This is a genomic window from Methanomassiliicoccales archaeon (assembly GCA_038850735.1).
Classification (GTDB): Archaea; Thermoplasmatota; Thermoplasmata; order Methanomassiliicoccales; family JACIVX01; genus JACIVX01.
Genome location: JAWCLO010000003.1, coordinates 48,321 through 64,811 on the forward strand (window position 1 = coordinate 48,321; position 16,491 = coordinate 64,811).

Annotated in this window: 14 protein-coding genes and 1 tRNA gene; 7 read left to right on the plus strand and 8 right to left on the minus strand. The window is 43.6% G+C overall.

The window, feature by feature from the left end; all coding sequences use genetic code 11:
• Positions 1-2 precede the first annotated feature (2 nt).
• Both QW087_02795 and nth read left to right on the plus strand, forming a co-directional pair.
• Complete coding sequence (locus tag QW087_02795) at positions 3-1,316, plus strand: folylpolyglutamate synthase/dihydrofolate synthase family protein (GenBank protein ID MEM2943652.1); 1,314 nt, start codon at positions 3-5, stop codon at positions 1,314-1,316.
• The gene (gene nth, locus QW087_02800; GenBank protein ID MEM2943653.1) at positions 1,309-1,938 is read left to right on the plus strand and encodes an endonuclease III; all 630 of its coding nucleotides are present in this window, start codon (positions 1,309-1,311) and stop codon (positions 1,936-1,938) included. Before QW087_02795 ends, nth begins: the two co-directional genes overlap by 8 nt.
• Positions 1,939-1,959: 21 nt before the next feature.
• Here the strand turns inward: nth and QW087_02805 are convergent, their stop codons facing one another.
• The gene (locus QW087_02805; protein ID MEM2943654.1) at positions 1,960-2,250 is read right to left on the minus strand and encodes a hypothetical protein; all 291 of its coding nucleotides are present in this window, start codon (positions 2,248-2,250) and stop codon (positions 1,960-1,962) included.
• Positions 2,251-2,602: 352 nt separating this feature from the next.
• Here QW087_02805 and hypA point away from each other — a divergent pair, with 352 nt between their 5' ends.
• Positions 2,603-2,977, plus strand: coding sequence for a hydrogenase maturation nickel metallochaperone HypA (gene hypA / locus QW087_02810; protein ID MEM2943655.1), 375 nt, complete (start codon positions 2,603-2,605; stop codon positions 2,975-2,977).
• A complete protein-coding gene (gene hypD, locus QW087_02815; GenBank protein ID MEM2943656.1) occupies positions 2,977-4,047 on the plus strand; it encodes a hydrogenase formation protein HypD in 1,071 nt (356 codons plus the stop codon). Before hypA ends, hypD begins: the two co-directional genes overlap by 1 nt.
• A 63-nt stretch (positions 4,048-4,110) precedes the next feature.
• On the opposite strand, the gene QW087_02820 is transcribed toward hypD, so the two are convergent.
• The gene (locus tag QW087_02820) at positions 4,111-4,689 is read right to left on the minus strand and encodes a DUF998 domain-containing protein (protein MEM2943657.1); all 579 of its coding nucleotides are present in this window, start codon (positions 4,687-4,689) and stop codon (positions 4,111-4,113) included.
• Between the two features lie 213 nt (positions 4,690-4,902).
• Here QW087_02820 and QW087_02825 point away from each other — a divergent pair, with 213 nt between their 5' ends.
• Positions 4,903-5,385 carry a hypothetical protein gene (locus QW087_02825; GenBank protein MEM2943658.1) on the plus strand — a complete coding sequence of 161 codons (483 nt, stop codon included), beginning with the start codon at positions 4,903-4,905 and terminating at the stop codon, positions 5,383-5,385.
• Between the two features lie 74 nt (positions 5,386-5,459).
• Here QW087_02825 and QW087_02830 read toward each other — a convergent pair whose 3' ends face one another.
• The 3 genes from QW087_02830 to QW087_02840 form a co-directional block, all read right to left on the minus strand.
• Complete coding sequence (locus QW087_02830; GenBank protein MEM2943659.1) at positions 5,460-7,388, minus strand: GNAT family N-acetyltransferase; 1,929 nt, start codon at positions 7,386-7,388, stop codon at positions 5,460-5,462.
• A gap of 50 nt (positions 7,389-7,438) precedes the next feature.
• The gene (gene acs, locus QW087_02835; GenBank protein ID MEM2943660.1) at positions 7,439-9,310 is read right to left on the minus strand and encodes an acetate--CoA ligase; all 1,872 of its coding nucleotides are present in this window, start codon (positions 9,308-9,310) and stop codon (positions 7,439-7,441) included.
• Positions 9,311-9,519: 209 nt separating this feature from the next.
• On the minus strand, positions 9,520-9,672 hold the full coding sequence (locus tag QW087_02840) for a CxxC-x17-CxxC domain-containing protein (protein MEM2943661.1): 153 nt from the start codon (positions 9,670-9,672) through the stop codon (positions 9,520-9,522).
• A gap of 268 nt (positions 9,673-9,940) precedes the next feature.
• On the opposite strand from QW087_02840, the gene QW087_02845 reads away from it, so the two are divergent.
• On the plus strand, positions 9,941-10,696 hold the full coding sequence (locus QW087_02845; GenBank protein ID MEM2943662.1) for a phenylalanine--tRNA ligase beta subunit-related protein: 756 nt from the start codon (positions 9,941-9,943) through the stop codon (positions 10,694-10,696).
• Positions 10,697-10,888: 192 nt separating this feature from the next.
• Here the strand turns inward: QW087_02845 and QW087_02850 are convergent.
• A tRNA-Gly gene (locus tag QW087_02850) sits at positions 10,889-10,961 on the minus strand.
• A gap of 129 nt (positions 10,962-11,090) precedes the next feature.
• Between QW087_02850 and QW087_02855 the strand changes: the two genes are divergently transcribed.
• Positions 11,091-12,521 carry a DEAD/DEAH box helicase gene (locus tag QW087_02855; protein MEM2943663.1) on the plus strand — a complete coding sequence of 477 codons (1,431 nt, stop codon included), beginning with the start codon at positions 11,091-11,093 and terminating at the stop codon, positions 12,519-12,521.
• A gap of 10 nt (positions 12,522-12,531) precedes the next feature.
• On the opposite strand, the gene QW087_02860 is transcribed toward QW087_02855, so the two are convergent.
• Positions 12,532-15,153 (minus strand): valine--tRNA ligase, encoded by a 2,622-nt coding sequence (locus QW087_02860; protein MEM2943664.1) that lies wholly within the window; start codon positions 15,151-15,153, stop codon positions 12,532-12,534.
• Between the two features lie 50 nt (positions 15,154-15,203).
• Positions 15,204-16,316, minus strand: a complete 1,113-nt coding sequence (locus QW087_02865) for a CBS domain-containing protein (GenBank protein ID MEM2943665.1) — start codon at positions 16,314-16,316, stop codon at positions 15,204-15,206.
• Between the last annotated feature and the right edge of the window lie 175 nt (positions 16,317-16,491).

Sequence of the window (16,491 nt, forward strand, 5' to 3'; positions counted from 1 at the left end):
ACATGTCCTATCATGAGACGCTTGAATGGCTCTTCAGCCTTGAGAACATGGGCATAAAATTGGGTCTCGCAAATACACTTGAGCTATTGAAACGACTAGGAGATCCACACTCGAAATTCAGGACGATCCATGTTGCTGGAACAAAAGGAAAGGGATCAGTATGTGCCATGACATCGTCGATCTTGCAAGAAGCAGGACTCAAGGTGGGATTGTATACTTCGCCACACATAGTGGATTTTCGTGAAAGAATCCAGATCAATGGAGTACCTATCTCTGAAAGCGAAATGCTGCGATTGGCGGAAGAGATAAGAGACATTGCAGAGGAAATGGCAAATTCGGATCCATTCAAGCGGCTGACCTTCTTTGAAATTACCACGGCAATGGCATTTCTATATTTTGCGAATAGTAGTGTTGACGAAGCTGTCATTGAAGTAGGCATGGGAGGTCGCTTGGACGCCACGAACGTTATACATCCCGAGTGCTGTGCGATAACTCAGATTGGATTGGAGCATACCCAATACCTTGGCACTACGATCGAAAAGATTGCATATGAAAAGGCTGGGATAATCAAGCCATATGTCCCAGTCATCGCGGCAAATGGCACTGATGTCGCGATAAGGGTCATTGAGAATGTGTGTCTCGAAAAACATGCACCTTTGAGAATTGTGGGGCGAGACTTGGGGTATAACCTCATATCTGTTTCTCTAAGCGGCACAAACGTTGAGCTCGAGGGACTAGGAAAAGTGAAGATACCCCTTATAGGATCGTATCAGGCCATGAATGCTGCAATTGCCTATGGGTGCATTGAGGAATTAATGAAAAGAGGCATGTGTATAGCAGAAGAGATCATCATTCGTGGCTTCGAGAATACCAAATGGCCGGGTCGTTTTGAAGTGGTTTCAGACTCGCCGATGGTGATTCTCGATGCAACCCATACTCCCGATGCAGCTGAAATAGTGGCAAAGGATCTAATGTGTCTGGCAACCGGACGCATCATTCTAGTACTTGGTGTCCTAAATGACAAGGATCTCGATGGTATCGCACGACATTTTGGAAAAGCAGCCCATATCGCAATAGCCACATCGCCAAAAAGCAAGCGCGCATACGATGCATCTGCCGTTGCCGAGCACTTAGCTAAATACTGTTCTACTGTCCAAACCGTTGATAACGTTGGGGAGGCCGTTAGAAGAGCACTTACAATGGCATCGAAAAGAGATACAGTTTTCATTACTGGTTCGATTTATACTATCGGTGAGGCAAAGGTTTGGCTTGATTCTTATGAAGCCAGTAATAGAAATAATAAACAAATTGTCTGATCACTTACAGGAAAGGGCGTTTCCAGGTACTGCATATGGCACACCAAATGACTTTGAAAGAGACCCATTCCGTGTCTTAATTTCTACGGTACTTTCCCATAGGACGAAAGATGAGAATACGCATGACGCTGCAAGTCGATTGTTCTCAAAATTTAGGGATGCATCAGAGCTAGCTTCAGCTCAGTTAGAAGAAATCAGGGAATTGATTAAACCAGCTGGTTTTCCACAGGCAAAATCCAAAGCCATCAAAGAGATTGCAAAGATTATCCACGAGAAGTACTCTGATCGCGTTCCCGATGAGATCGAAGAACTTCTAAAGCTTCCGATGGTTGGAAGAAAGACGGCCAATTGCGTTCTTGTTTACGGATTCAATAAGGATGCCATCCCGGTCGATGTGCATGTTCACCGCATATCAAATAGAATAGGTCTTGTGAATACAAAGACGCCAGAAGAGACCGAGCTCTCTCTTACAAAGATAGTCCCAAAGGACCTATGGAAAGTCATAAACACGGTATTCATTGCCTTTGGAAAGAGAATATGTACACCAAGGAATCCGAAATGTGGTATCTGTCCAATAAGCCAATACTGCGATTATTTTGCAAACAAGAACGCCACAGAGTAAATGCTTTCTCAGGATTTTATACTAGACGCCAAGGCTTTCGTCAATTTTCTTACTCATCTCCTTTTCCAGCTCTATTTCTGCCTCCCATTGATCAAGGGTATCTAAAATTTCTTTAAGATGCTTGAGGCAGTCGATACAAATCCACCTATTGCCTATGTTCTTCATCGGTTTCTTCTTGTATCCGATCGTACCACATACCCAGCAGACATGCATGTCTTTTGTGCGATGTTCCACGTATGCCTCCATCTTTTTGCCTTCAACGATGGCTTCGAGCGTCAGCTCTTTCTTAGATTTCTTATTACTGGCATTCATTTCGTGACGAAACTTTATATTATTTGCTATATAAGTAATATTCTAACAGGGTTTTTGAACCAGTTACGTTCTAGATATCGCACATTTTTCAACCAAGCCCTTTTCCGCTCTGCACATAAATCTCTTGAGAAAGCACTGAAAGAGCAAACCCAATCCTCAGAGGTTTAGATCTTACAGCAATAGAATTCTATAATATTCGAGCAGATGGTATCTATTACGATTTGAGATTTTTTCTTTCTTTGACTTTGTAAAGACTTATTTCTTGTAAAGTTCAAATATCGAAATACAGTAATTTTACCCGATCGGTAGCCTAAAAAAGTATTAATGAAACAGTGTGTGTCATATTAGTAAAATGCACGAAGTCTCGGTAATGTCGAGCATCATTCGATGTGTTCTTGAAGAACTGAATCATTATCGTGTAAAAAGAGTTAAAGAGCTCAACATGGTTGTTGGTGAATTGACATTTCTAGGCGAGGATCAACTTCGTTTCGCATATGAAATCTTGACGAAGGGAACGTTGTTGGAAGGAGCGGAATTGATCATTGAAAAAGAAGAAGTCATCATTCGTTGTCCCGCCTGCGGTTTTGAAGGACCTGCAAATCGCATGACTGATGAATCCTTTCATTTCATGACGCCAGTTTTAGCGTGCCCAATATGTAATAATCATGCGGAAATCGTTAAGGGAAAAAGTTGTAGCGTCACATCCATTCGGGTGGAGGAGTATTGATGTTCAGATACAGAGACAGGGAGCTCGCGAAGCAAATAATCAGGAAAATTGCAGATCTAAAAGTTGAGGCAATGTTCATGCACGTTTGTGGTACTCACCAGGATACCCTGGTTCGTTATGGCCTTCAATCTTTGCTGGAAGAGGTCGGGATCGAAATAAGGCAGGGACCAGGTTGCCCTGTCTGCGTGACTACAGCACGTGAAATAGAGGAGGCCATGACGATTGCAAAGGCGGGAATTACACTCGCTGTCTTTGGCGATATCCTAGCCGTTCCAACTCCGAACGGATCTCTAGCAGATCTGAGGGCAGAGGGATGCGACATCAGAGTTGTTTATTCAATCGATGAGGCAGTGAAGATCGCCACCACAGGAAAGGAAGTGGTTTTCATGGCGATAGGTTTTGAAACGACCGCTCCAACGACGGCGTCAACAATATTTTCACAGCCACCACTGAACTTTTCTATTCTAAGTTCGCACAGATTGATCCCCCCTGCCCTCAGGACGATTCTTGATATGGGTGAAATCAGGGTAAGTGGACTGATTCAGCCTGGTCATGTCAGCGCTATAATAGGTCTCAAGCAGTATGAGGACATAGCAAGACTATACAAGATCCCACAGGTCGTTGCTGGATTTGAACCTCTCGATTTACTGGTGGGCATCTACATGCTTGCGAAACAGGTCAAAGAAGGAACTTCAGCTGTAGAGAATGAATACTCTCGTGTTGTCCGACCTCAGGGCAACCAGAAGGCTCTCTCGCTTATTTCTGAGGTTTTCAAGACAGTTGATCGAGAATGGCGGGGATTCCCGATCATTTCCGAGAGTGCTCTTGAATTAAAGGATAAGTACGATGACTACAACGCTCGCAAAAAATATGAAAACATACTTGCGAATGTATCAACCGAAGAATTCATACTAGGATGCAGATGTGGAGAGGTTCTTCGCGGTCTGATGAAATCAAAAGAATGTCCTCTCTTTGGTAAGCAATGCACTCCAAAAAATCCATTGGGACCATGTATGGTGAGCAGGGAAGGTAGTTGTAATATCACATATCGGTATAGCCAGCAGGATTAAGGAAATCAGATTGTAGTTCTCTTGTTTAATCAATCGCAATCGATTCTCATTCAAATCTTGTCTTTAAGTGAGTTTCACTGTGACCATCTTGATTGACACGGCAGATGACCAGACGAGCAGGCAAATGACCGCAACCGCTTCCGCCAATGGTATGCTTGTTAAGAAAACAAATACCAGTGAAATTGTTATCGCGATAAGTGTGAGCATTGAATAAAGTCTGCCGAAAATCGCGGATTTATGAAGCGGTTTAATTAGGATTGCCAATGCCAGAAGTGCCAAGCCAAAAAACCCATAACTCGCAATGGTGTGATAAATACCTGTGGTTATTGGGAATATGCCAACCCCTAGCAATGAGATAGCAGCGAAGAAGAAAACGTCTGTGCCTAACTTGCCCAATTTATCATTTTCGAATGAGATTCTCAGAGCAAAAACGAAGAGTATACTCAACAAAGCCTCGATAATCACACCACTGTTAAACAGATCACGGCCTGGACGATCGCCGCCCAGTTCGCTTAGAGTCTGTTCGCCAAGCACCCAATTCGAATCTACATAGGCTGCACTTATCCACATAATCGAAAACACGAGGGCACCAATTAATCCGCAGAAAGCGCCGATTCTGAGCAACAGCTTCTTGATAGGCATCAAGATACTTAATATGCGGCAAATTTATCTAAATTTTGAACTCGCCATTATATACAAAATTCATAAATCATCAAAACTAGAAAATCAAAAAAAATTTGATAATGCCTCATCACGACTACTCAAGGGTCGAAGATCAGTTTGGTTATTGCACGCAGATTTCGCATTTTGTCTCCAAAAATTTAATAATCTGATACAATTGGAGTTTAGGATAATATGGTAGAAATAAGGAATAGCGACGAACTCATATCCTATCTTCAAAGGGTGCTCGAAATCGAATCTGGATTTGAGCAAATGTCCCAATGGGAATCATATATCAATGTAAAAAAAGATGAATTCAGGGATGTTATTTTCGGATTGATATCTGAATCAGAACAGCATAGGGCAATGGTTGAAGATCTCATTTCACGAGTGAAAAGGAGTACCGATCGTCCATTGCCTCCGATAAAACCAAGAGAATTTGTTTTCAAGAATAAGACTGAATTAGAAATTATGATGGAACTCTCGAAATACGAAAAACTAGCTTATGATCTATATAAGAACATACTCGAGGCATTGAAACGTTCCGATGTGAAGAACCTAATCGCAGAAAAGGACGTTGGGCACTTTTTTGCAACTTTGAATAGTTTAGTAAACGACGAGTCCGAACACCAGTCAAGGATAGCTCGGTATGTCGGGATGATTGAAAGAATTCGTTGAACCTACGTAAGATTCATGAATCTTTCATCATCTCGAGCATCGACCAAAAGTCGTTTTCAATTCAAATAAAGGTCTTAGCTCAGAGGCATGTAGACAAAGTAAGTGTCGCCTTCGCACCGTGTCTCGACCTTCAGCCCTGTTTTATAAAAGAGGTTCAGCATGCGTCTATTGTCAGCGAAGACTTCTGCGGTGAAGGCCTTTATTCCTCTCTCCCTACCAATTCTAATAAGCATGTTCATGAGGAATGATCCAATGCCTCTGTTCTGCCAATCATCCCGAACTACCAGTGCGACCTCAGCAGTGTTTGTCTTCTTATCTAGACCATATCTTCCGACACCAATAATTTCCGTTCTTTCCTTCTCTCTAATCACTGCTACGATCGCCATGCGCGTATCGTAATCGATGTTTACGAAATGTTGCAGCTCTCTGTGAGGCATCGCCAACTTAGGTCCCATGAATCTTTGATAAACAGTTTCTTCGGAGAACGAATAGAAGAGGTCTTTCATCATCCCTTCATCTGTTGGCTTTATCGGTCGGAAGAAAACCTGCACGTCGCCAAAGGACTTATAGGTTTCGTATTCTGCGGGATAAGGCATTCCCTGATACGGAACTTCTGATTGATCGAGGAAAAGATATCGGTGAAATTTCGCAGCCGCAAGAAGCTCTTTTCTAAACTTTGGATGTGCGATATTTATCAATGCAAGTGCCCTCTGCATGATGCTCTTGCCATGCAGCTCGGCCACACCGTATTCTGTTACTACATAATGCACATCTCCTCGCGTAGTCGTTACACCAGCTCCTTCGGATAATCTTGGTACAATTCTTGAAACCCTTCCGTTCTGCGCAGTTGATGGCAGAGCAATGATCGGTTTCCCGCCTTTAGATCTGGCCGCTCCACGCATAAAATCCACCTGCCCACCCAAACCAGAGTAAAACATGTAGCCCAGTTGATCGGCGCAAACCTGGCCAGTCAAATCGACCTCGAGCGCAGAGTTGATCGCCACCATTTTTTCGTGTTTTCCAATGAGGCAGGGATCGTTTGTGTAATTGGAGGGATGGAATTCAATAACTGGATTGTTGTCAATAAAGTCGTAGAGTCTTCTCGTGCCCATGCAAAAGGAAGCAACAATCTTTCCTTTATGTATCGTTTTCTTTTTCCCAGTAATGACGCCGGATTCTACAAGATCGATAATCCCATCTGAAAACATTTCGGTATGAACTCCCAAATCTTTCTTATCTCTCAAATGCCTAAGAACCGCATCAGGAATCGAACCATATCCTGTTTGAATCGTCGCACCATTTTCAACTAACTCAGCAACGAATTTCCCAATGCGGTCAATCTCTTCCGGCGTACCCCCGTCGTCGGCACGCCATTCGAGTAGTGGTTCATTTGCCTCGACAATATAATCGATATCGGAGATGTGAATGAAGCTGTCCCCCAACACTCTCGGCATGTAGGAGTTGATCTGAGCCACAATTCTATCAGCATGCTCGGCTGCACTCTTTGTGATATCAACTGATACTCCAAGACTGCAATATCCATGTTCATCAGGAGGAGACACCTGAATGAGCGCTACATCAATTGGTATTCTTCCAGATTCAAGTAACCTCGGTATCTCTGAGAGGTATATAGGTGTGTAATCAGATCGACCTTCGTTGACAGCATTTCTGACATTAGGACCGATAAAGAACGCATTAAGTCTAAATTTGTCTGTGAACCGCTCCTCCTGATACGGTGTCAAACCAAGAGAGATCGTTTGAATGAATTCGTTGTCGGCAAGATGATCAGCCCTTTCAATGAGCGCTTTAAGTAGGGTTTGTGGCTCTCCGCAACCAGTACCTATAAAAATCCTCTCTCCGCGTTCGATGCACTCCACGGCCTCAGACGCTGACTTTAATTTTTCTTTCCACCTCTCCCTCCAATCTTTCACGATCGCCGTATCTCGGAACCCCCTTTGTTCTCCATTTTTTGAGTTTTCTAATACTCTGTCATATAAGCTCACTATCTTATACTAGATCGTAAACCACTTAATTCATGTATCAAGGCTGGATTTCATTCAACGCGTGCACTCTTGATTTCTAGTATTCTCTTGATTTCATCTATTGCTGCGGGATCTTCGATAGTTGATGTATCGCCAGGCTGTTGGCCCGCAATCACAGCTTTTATAACTCTCCTCATGATCTTTCCGCTTCTGGTCTTCGGGAGTTTGCTCACAAATGCGATATCGCGCATGACGACCACAGCGCCCATATTCTTTCTTATGAGCTCTTTGAGTTCTGATCTAATACGGTCACCTGGAGTTTTTCCAGGTTTAAGAACCACCAAGGCGAAGGCCACCTCACCCCTGAGTTCATCAGGAACGCCAACAACTGCAGCTTCAGCCACGTCGGGATGCATAAGCAGAACTGATTCAATTTCTATAGTCCCGACCCTGTGCGCCGAGATCTTGATAATTTCATCGAACCTTCCGACGAACCAGAAATAGCCATTTTCGTCTCTTGAAGCACCGTCTCCGGTGTAGTAACAGCCTGGAATGCGTGACCAGTAATCGCGCTTATATCTTTGGGGATCATTCCATATAGTAGGCGTTAGGCCAGGAAACGGTCTTCGGATTACAAAATTGCCTTCAGTGCCAGGCGGTAGCGATCGCCCCTGATCATCAACCACATCCGCATCTATGCCTGGAAGTGCAATGCAAGCTGAACCTGGCAGAATTGGAAGCGTCGCGATACCTACGGGATTTCCCACAATGGGGCCACTTGTCTCAGTTTGCCACATGTGATCAATGACAGGAATTCTGCCATCAAAGACCTTGTTTGCCAACCATTCATACGCTGGTGGATTGAGGACTTCTCCCGCGCACACGATAAGTCGAATGCTACTAAGATCATGCTTCTTCGGCCACTCTTCTCCGTGCTGCATCAAGGCCCTCACACCAGTTGGCGAAATCCACATCTGTGTAACACGATTTCTCTCAACGATATCCCACCACACATCTGGAGTAGGATAGTCTGGAACACCTTCATACATGATTGTGCTGCAGCCGGTGAGAAGAGGACCGTAGACAACATAGCTATGACCAACAATCCAACCGATGTCTGAGGTTGACCACCATACATCTGTCTCCTTCAAGTCATAGACCCATTTACCCATCGCGTAAACATATACTTGGTAGCTGCCATGCGGTTGAACAGTTCCTTTAGGCTTTGCCATAGTGCCTGATGTATACAAAATAAAAGCTAGTTCGTCAGCCTTCATTGGAACTACGCTCGAATCAGAGCCTTTTCCCAAATCAATTGCATCCTCCCAGAGAATATCCCTGCCGATGGTCATGGGAACGTCTTCTTTCTCTCTTTTGAAAACTACTATCTTTTTCACGCCCTTCGCTTCTTTCAGCGCTAGATCCACGGTCTCCTTGAGAGGAATCCGCTTTCCCCTTCTATATCCAACATCTGCGGTAATCACAATCTCAGAACCTGCATCAGAGATCCTCTCTGCAAGGGCCCCGTATCCAAAGCCCCCAAAAACTACAGAATGTATTGCTCCTATTCTCAGAGTTGCCAACATCGCTACTATTGCCTCTGGGATCATCGGCATATATATGGTAACTCTGTCACCTTTCTTCACTCCCAGAGCGCGAAGCGCTCTGGCAAATCTCTCAACCTCAAACAAAAGCTGATTGTATGTTAAAACACGGGTGCAACCTCCCTCGCCACTTTCCCAAATGATAGCTGCGCGGTTACCACACCCCCTTTTTACATGATAATCGAGGCAATTGTAAGAAATATTCGTTACGCCCCCTGAGAACCATCGAAATGAGTCGTTGAGTTTCTCAAAGACCTTGTCCCATGGCTTGAACCAATACAGTTCCTTCGCAATTTCACCCCAAAAATTCTCAGGATCATCGAGAGCCCGCCGAAGCATCCACCTTAAATGAGGAGGATATTGAATTAACGCTTTCCCTTCCATTAAGCACCCCCATTAGTGGTTGAATTGATTGGATTCAATTGTTAAATAATTTGTTAATAACTACTTCAGTATCTACTTTGGAATGCAGGAAATAGATCAATATGAAATTCAAAGGAAAAAAAGAAGGTTTAGAAAGGCAAAAATTCGCCGTTCAAAAAAATCAATCAGTACCTGCTCCGCCTTGCAGGGCGGTGGTTCTGATAGCAATCGCGGCAGTAGACAGGTCGCCCCTCTGTCGGCTTAAAAGGAACTTCGCATTCCTTACCGCAGTCAGAGCAAACAGCCTTGTGCATCTCGCGCGGTTGCCTGCTATACATCGTCTGGTTCACCTCCGTTTACTTATTTCCTAAACTCCCCTCACTTTGGTGAACCAAACGTCTCCTACGACTCTCATGCTTCACCAACTGAGGTATTCAGTTTAGTAATCATCGTGACGCACTATGACTATTTAGTATTTTTGCCTGAATTTGTGCTTCGACGATCAAGATTTTTATGGGATATTATTCTGTGGATCTTCCCATTTGGAAGTATTGTTCGGCCAGCAAAAGACTCAATGATGAAATTCCAGCATCATGATCTTCAAGCATGTGCACTTCCCAAGTCGAGCATATCCTTTTCCGAAGCAGGTCAAAAATTAAGAATAATGCTTTAAGTAAGAAGGAAGTGTTATCGAATGTGATTCTAAAATATTCGGAGGAAATTCGCAATCGATTTCCATTGTTAAGTGTTCTTATTGAGGAGTTGGGCGGCCTCATCGTTGCCAAGTATTCGGAAGAACTAGAAAATTTCAAGAAGTCAGTTTTCCAAGAAGTGGTAAATGAATACGATATCGATGGATTGAAAGAGAGACCGCTTTTTAGAGCATATCGAGACTTTTTTTGGGCTATTGGAATCGATCCAACGAAAACCAGACCTTCATCCGAAGCACTGATCAGGAGAATATTGCAAAACGGACGTATTCCTCTCATAAATACGCTGGTAGACGCGTACAACCTCGCCTCAATCAAATCTGGAATCCCGCTGGCCGCTTTTGATAAAAGGAAAATTGAAGGTGAACTCCAAATGAGATTTGCAAAGAAGGATGAGAAGTTTCTGGGAATAGGAATGAAGATGCCCATCGAATTAAACGGAAATGAAATCGTTATCACGGATTCGAGAAAAGTAATTGCCGTCTATCCCTATCGGGATTCAGAATCTACCAAAGTGACCGAAAATACGGAGGAGATCGTACTGATGATATGTGGCGTGCCAGGAATCAGCGAAGACTTTCTTGAAAATGCAAGGAGAATCGCTGTAGAATATATCGGACGTTTTTGCGGTAAATCGATTCAGCGCGCTTGATACAGAGTAAAATAATCGATGTGAGGGTAACATTCGTTGATTTCTACCTCAATTTACTGTTTTTCATATCCAAACATGCTCTAATACCAGTAGGGGGATTGGCTTATCTTCAGATGAAAGAATTGCTCACTAGTACGCTCAAAAAATTAATCATCATTCATGATAGAAAAAGATGCGACGGAAAATGATCAGTGCGGGCGTCGGGATTCGAACCCGAGTTTTAAGCTTGGCAAGCTTAAGTGATAACCAGCTACACTACGCCCGCTTTTGAACACTTTCCTCTGAACGCAATGACCGAATATAAATTTTGTTTTTTCTTATCACGCTAATACTGGCGATATCGCAGTGTTTAATTAATGCTATAAATATCATTTATCTCGATAAAGTGAAATCAATGCAAAATGGCTTCAAAAAATTGGGTTTGATTGATGAAATATTGAAAGCCATCGATAAGACTGGCTTTCTTGAACCGACGCCGGTGCAAACGGCAGCTATCCCAGTATTGCTAGAAGGAAAGGATGCCGTCGTGCAAGCGCAAACAGGTACTGGTAAGACTGCAGCATTTTCGATTCCGCTTATTCAACATATTGTTTCTCTCAAGAAAACTCCTGGAAGCATAGGTAGGCCGATTGCTCTGGTTCTAGTTCCGACACGGGAATTAGCTATCCAGGTATCTGAGGAAATGGCTAAATTGGCTGAATATGCTGGTATATCATCTTTCCCGGTATATGGTGGTCAATCTATTGATTTACAGATTGAACAACTGCGCAAGGGAATAGAAGTAGTGGTTGGAACGCCTGGTAGGATAATTGATCATGTTAAACGCGGGACACTTAAAACCAACGGCGTGCGCTTTCTTGTTCTTGATGAAGCCGACCGAATGCTGGATATGGGCTTTATCGATGACATTGAGTTCATTGTCAATCGCCTTCCGAGAAACCGACATACGTCTCTTTTTTCAGCAACGATCCCCGAGGGAATTATGAAATTAGTAGCAAAGCATATGAATAACCCAGTAACACTGAAAGTAAGCGAAGATGAACTTACGCTACCTTCCACCAAACAAATCTACTTTAATGTGGGAAGGAAGAATAAGGTTTGGGCACTCTGTCGCGTTCTCGACAAAGAAAAGCCTAAAGCAATCATATTCTGCCAAACCAAGAAGATGGTTGATATGCTTTACAACCGTCTCAAATCATATGGTTATCCAGTAGAGGCGATTCATGGAGACCTTTCGCAAGCAAAAAGAGAAAAAGTCATTCAGGATTTTAGAAAAGGAGCAGTTAAGATACTTGTAGCTACAGATGTTGCTGCAAGAGGGCTTGACATAGAAGATGTGAACCTCGTGATCAATTACGACATCCCCGAAAGTCCCGAATGGTACGTTCATCGCATAGGAAGAACTGGGCGGGCAGGAAAAATTGGAAAAGCTATCACTTTCGTGAGCTCTCATGAACAAGAAATCCTCGAAGACATCGAGAAATTCGGCAAGACAAGAATCGAAAAAGGTGAGGTACCAGAAACAGGCAGGAAGGACGTCGTCAAGAAAGTATGGGATTTCGATGAATATCAGGATATTTTCGGGATGGTCAAGATAAAAATAAGAGCAGGGAGAAAAGATGGGCTACGGATTAATGATCTAATTAATATGATCATTTCAAGCGCAAAAATCAGAGAGATTTTGATTGGAGTGGTTGATATAGGAGAGGAAGAAACAGTTTTCGAAGTTCACAAGGATGTTGCATTTAGTGTAATAAAAGCGTTAGAGAGGACTACCTACAAAGGAAAGGAGCTGCGACCGCAACCAGTTATGAGATCTTTATAAACATTAGTCCTTACTGTCTAACAGCCACCAACACACTGCCTATCTGTAGTGTATCAACTTCGAATCCTTCAAGCATGAGTTTCTTTTCAACATCTATCATGTCTTTCTCAATATTTGCGACGCTGCCATCCGATAAGACCACCTTCAATTCGCCTTTTGTAATCGCTTCAAAAATCTCGTTGCTATTGAGTTGATTAATGACCGACATGATTTCTTTTGCTTTTTCCCTAAATCTAGGCCCTATTTTTGATTTGTTTGGTCTGATACCAACAATGATTTCCTCGATCTTCGCATCCCCTACCATTTTCAGCTCCTTCGCTCTCACCGTTTCCATGATATCATCTTTGCATTCTGAAAGAATGTCCACGCCTTCTCCGATGAGCTCAACCATGCCAAGAGGCTGATTGAGTGCAAGTCCCTTCTCTGATTTCCACGATCTGATCGCACTGATAATTTCTTTTGCAAGTTCCCCTTTTTTCTCCTCAACCTCGTCCACGAACAACGGCTCCGGCCATGATGAGATGTGGATACTCTCGTCGCCCTCATATTTCTTGAAGTTTGTTTGGTAGACCTCCTCAGTAACATGCGGAAGGAACGGCGCGAACATTTTCATTATACCCAGGCAAACTGTATACAGCGCGTATCTGGCACCGGCATCATTTTCATTTGAAGTCCGGTATTTGACCATTTCAATGTAATGATCCGCAAATTCATGCCATGCGAACTGCTCAATTTCACGAACCGCCTTGTCAAATGCGTAATTATCGCAGTATTCCGTTACCATCTTCACGACGCGGCTATATTTGGATAGAATCCATCTATCCACTGTTCTCAGTTCTCCGCATATAGGTTTCTCCTTGATGATGCTGCCGACAAACTTACCCATGTTCCAGAGCTTATTACAAAGCCTTCCCCCGTGTATCACGTCTTTTTCCCTAAACGCATTGTCTTCCCCGAGGGAACACGTACAGGCATAATACCTCAATGCATCTGCTCCATTTCTCTCGAGAATAGGCATAGGATCAATGACGTTCCCCTTTGATGCATGCATTGGTGTACCATCTGGTGCCATGATGAATCCGTGTATCATGATTTCGTTCCAAGGCCTCTCTCCAACAAGCAGCAATTCACGAAGTATCGTGTAGAACGCCCACGTCCTTATTATATCGTGTGACTGGGGTCTGAGCGACATGGGATAAAGTTTCCTAAATTTCTCCTCATCTCTCATCCAGAATGTGTTGTACAGAGGCGAGATGCTCGAATCCATCCACGTGTCAAAAACGTCTTCGCATCCCTTCAATGCTCCCCCACACCTAGGACACTTCTCAACAGGCGGTGGATCTACCGTCGGATCAACATAGCAATCTTCCTCTCGGGCAGGAACGACTTCCCCGCATTCTACGCATTCCCACACTGGTATTGGCGTTGCAAAGTACCTCTGTCTGGATATCACCCAGTCCCATTCCAGCGAGTTTATCCAGTCTTTCAACCTGACTTTCATGAATTCGGGGAACCATCTGATCTCATCGGCTTTTGCTAATACTTCCTCCTTGAAGTCCAGTGTTTTGAGAAACCATTGGGGAATCTGCAAAAACTCTATAGGTTCGTGGCATCGCCAACAAGTTCCAACATTCTGTTCGATTTCAATTTGTTTGACGAGGAGACCCGCATTCTTCAGGTCTTCTAATATGCGCTTTCTAGCCTCCTTTATCTTGAGGCCTGCGTAAGGACCGGCAATCTCAGTCATACGTCCCTGCTCATCGATCCCCTTTTCCAGCGATAAGCCATACTTCATCACCCACTCTAGATCATCCTTGTCGCCGATCGTGCAAATCATGACAACACCAGATCCAAAATGCGGATCGACTTTTGGGTCTGCGATAATTTTGACTTGTTTTTCGTAAATTGGAGTAAGAAGAGTTTTCCCGATGAGTGCCTTGTATTTCTCATCGTCAGGATGTACCGCTACTATCTGGCATGTACAGATTAATTCTGGTCTCGTAGTTGCAATGATTACAAAATCATCAGAATCCTTGATCTTAAATTTGATGAAATTGAGGAAGGTCTTATTGCTTTCATACTCAACTTCAGCATCAGCAAGAGCTGTGATGCATCTTGGGCACCAGTTCACAGGGAATGTACCCTTATACACGAGCCCCTTCTTCAACATTCTGAGAAACGATATCTGGGTGATTCTCCTGTAGTACGGAGCGTCCGTCTGATAATAAATTGTTGGATCCATACAAGTGCCCAGGATCTCAAATTGCCTTGTCATTTCACCGATAAAGCTTTCAGCATAATTCTTGCATAGCTTGATGTACTCTTGTCTTGGAATGGATAACTTCGTGATGCCATATTCTTTTTCTACCTTAACTTCCGTTGGCGTGCCGTTAACATCGAAACACAGCGGGAAGAAAACATTGTAGCCTCTCATTCTCCTATATCTAGCTGCAAAATCGATAAGCGAATAGCCTGTGGCATGGCCCAGGTGGAGAGCGCCAGATGTGTATCTGGGTGGATTATCGATACTGAAGACCGGCTTTGCTGAAGAAAAATCGAAGTGGTAAATGCCCCATTCCTTCCACTTTTTTTGCCACTTCCTTTCCGTAGGCACGGGATCGTACTGATTCATAGGAAGGGGAAATAAGATGGGCGCACTAAAAAAGATTGCCCTGACTTCTATCAGGAAGAATACTGCTTCCTCTTTCTCTGGTCTATCGCCTCTTCCTTTGACTCTCTGACCTTATTCGAAAGGGTATGCATAAGTGATATTGTTGCCTTCATGAGGTTCCATTCCGTTGATTTAGCAACAAAGATCCTCTCTGCGGTAATCAAGCGTGCATTCAGACTGTACTTCGCAACATTGCCCGCTTCGTTATATTTTGACACATGGAGTGTGAATAATAGAGGTTTCGTTATCTTGGCAATCTTCTTCAGCTCTCTTTCGATTTCTTCGTCCATTACATCGAGAGAAAGACGATCCTCGTCTTCCAAACCCGTTATCTGCACATATACCATTTCTCTAGCCCTGAACGAAGCCACGAGTTCCACGATGTCGTAGGTTGTAACAATCCCTTTAAGTTTCTCATCCTCCACGATAGGCAGCGTGGATATTCTATTGTCCAGCATGATTCTTATCGCTTCTTCGAGCGTGGTTCGTGGATTTGCTGTCAAGGGGTGATCAATCGCCAATGACCCGACTTCAATCTCGACTGGGTTGCTGCTACCGACGAGCTCCCCTACGGTCTCCCTTTGCTTCCCTTGCCAATTGAAATTGATGATTTCTTTTATTCCCAAAATCCCTGTCAATTTTCCATCTTCGCCAACAACTGGCAATGTCCTGACTTCCAGCTTTGACATAAGATCAACTGCTCTCTTGACGGAATCCTTCTCATGAACAAATTGAACGTCAGTTGTCATGATCTCTGAAAGGGAAATGGATGCTAGTTCTTTGACCTTTGGAATTACTCGAACAATGTCTTCTCTTGATACAACGCCAACGACTTTCTTTCCCTTGAGGACGGGCATTTGTCTATAACCAGTTGAAACGATTAATTCTGCAAGTTCGGTTAACGGAGTGCTGGTGGTTATTTTTGGTGGCGTGGCAAGTATTGATTTCGCCTTTGTGCTGAGCGGAAGGTTTTTTCTTTTGATAAGAGACGCATAACTGACAATTCCCATGAATTTCTTCTGGTCATCTACAACGGGTATTTCGTGAAGGTCAAGTGATTTCATCTTCGAGATGATCGCAGAGAGTGTCGCTTCTGGATCGATCGTCTCGAATTCCTTCGACATAATGTCTCCGGCTTTAGTAAGATCAAGCACTGAACGGATTTGCTCCTGTGATCGTACAGATTCAACATTTTGTGCCTTCAAAACCGTCCACCTCTTTGTATAATAACTATATCAACGTAATTGTATTTAGATGCGCCTCAGTCTCCAATTTGTATACATACCCCTCGTTTTGGTC

Excerpts from the sequence above, each read along its gene's own strand:
- QW087_02795 (MEM2943652.1), top strand. The coding sequence starts at position 3 with ATGTCCTATCATGAGACGCTTGAATGGCTCTTCAGCCTTGAGAACATG.
- QW087_02805 (MEM2943654.1), bottom strand. The coding sequence starts at position 2,250 with ATGAATGCCAGTAATAAGAAATCTAAGAAAGAGCTGACGCTCGAAGCC.
- hypA (MEM2943655.1), top strand. The coding sequence starts at position 2,603 with ATGCACGAAGTCTCGGTAATGTCGAGCATCATTCGATGTGTTCTTGAA.
- hypD (MEM2943656.1), top strand. The coding sequence starts at position 2,977 with ATGTTCAGATACAGAGACAGGGAGCTCGCGAAGCAAATAATCAGGAAA.
- QW087_02820 (MEM2943657.1), bottom strand. The coding sequence starts at position 4,689 with ATGCCTATCAAGAAGCTGTTGCTCAGAATCGGCGCTTTCTGCGGATTA.
- QW087_02825 (MEM2943658.1), top strand. The coding sequence starts at position 4,903 with ATGGTAGAAATAAGGAATAGCGACGAACTCATATCCTATCTTCAAAGG.
- acs (MEM2943660.1), bottom strand. The coding sequence starts at position 9,310 with ATGCTTCGGCGGGCTCTCGATGATCCTGAGAATTTTTGGGGTGAAATT.
- QW087_02840 (MEM2943661.1), bottom strand. The coding sequence starts at position 9,672 with ATGTATAGCAGGCAACCGCGCGAGATGCACAAGGCTGTTTGCTCTGAC.
- QW087_02845 (MEM2943662.1), top strand. The coding sequence starts at position 9,941 with ATGTGCACTTCCCAAGTCGAGCATATCCTTTTCCGAAGCAGGTCAAAA.
- QW087_02855 (MEM2943663.1), top strand. The coding sequence starts at position 11,091 with ATGCAAAATGGCTTCAAAAAATTGGGTTTGATTGATGAAATATTGAAA.
- QW087_02860 (MEM2943664.1), bottom strand. The coding sequence starts at position 15,153 with ATGAATCAGTACGATCCCGTGCCTACGGAAAGGAAGTGGCAAAAAAAG.
- QW087_02865 (MEM2943665.1), bottom strand. The coding sequence starts at position 16,316 with ATGTCGAAGGAATTCGAGACGATCGATCCAGAAGCGACACTCTCTGCG.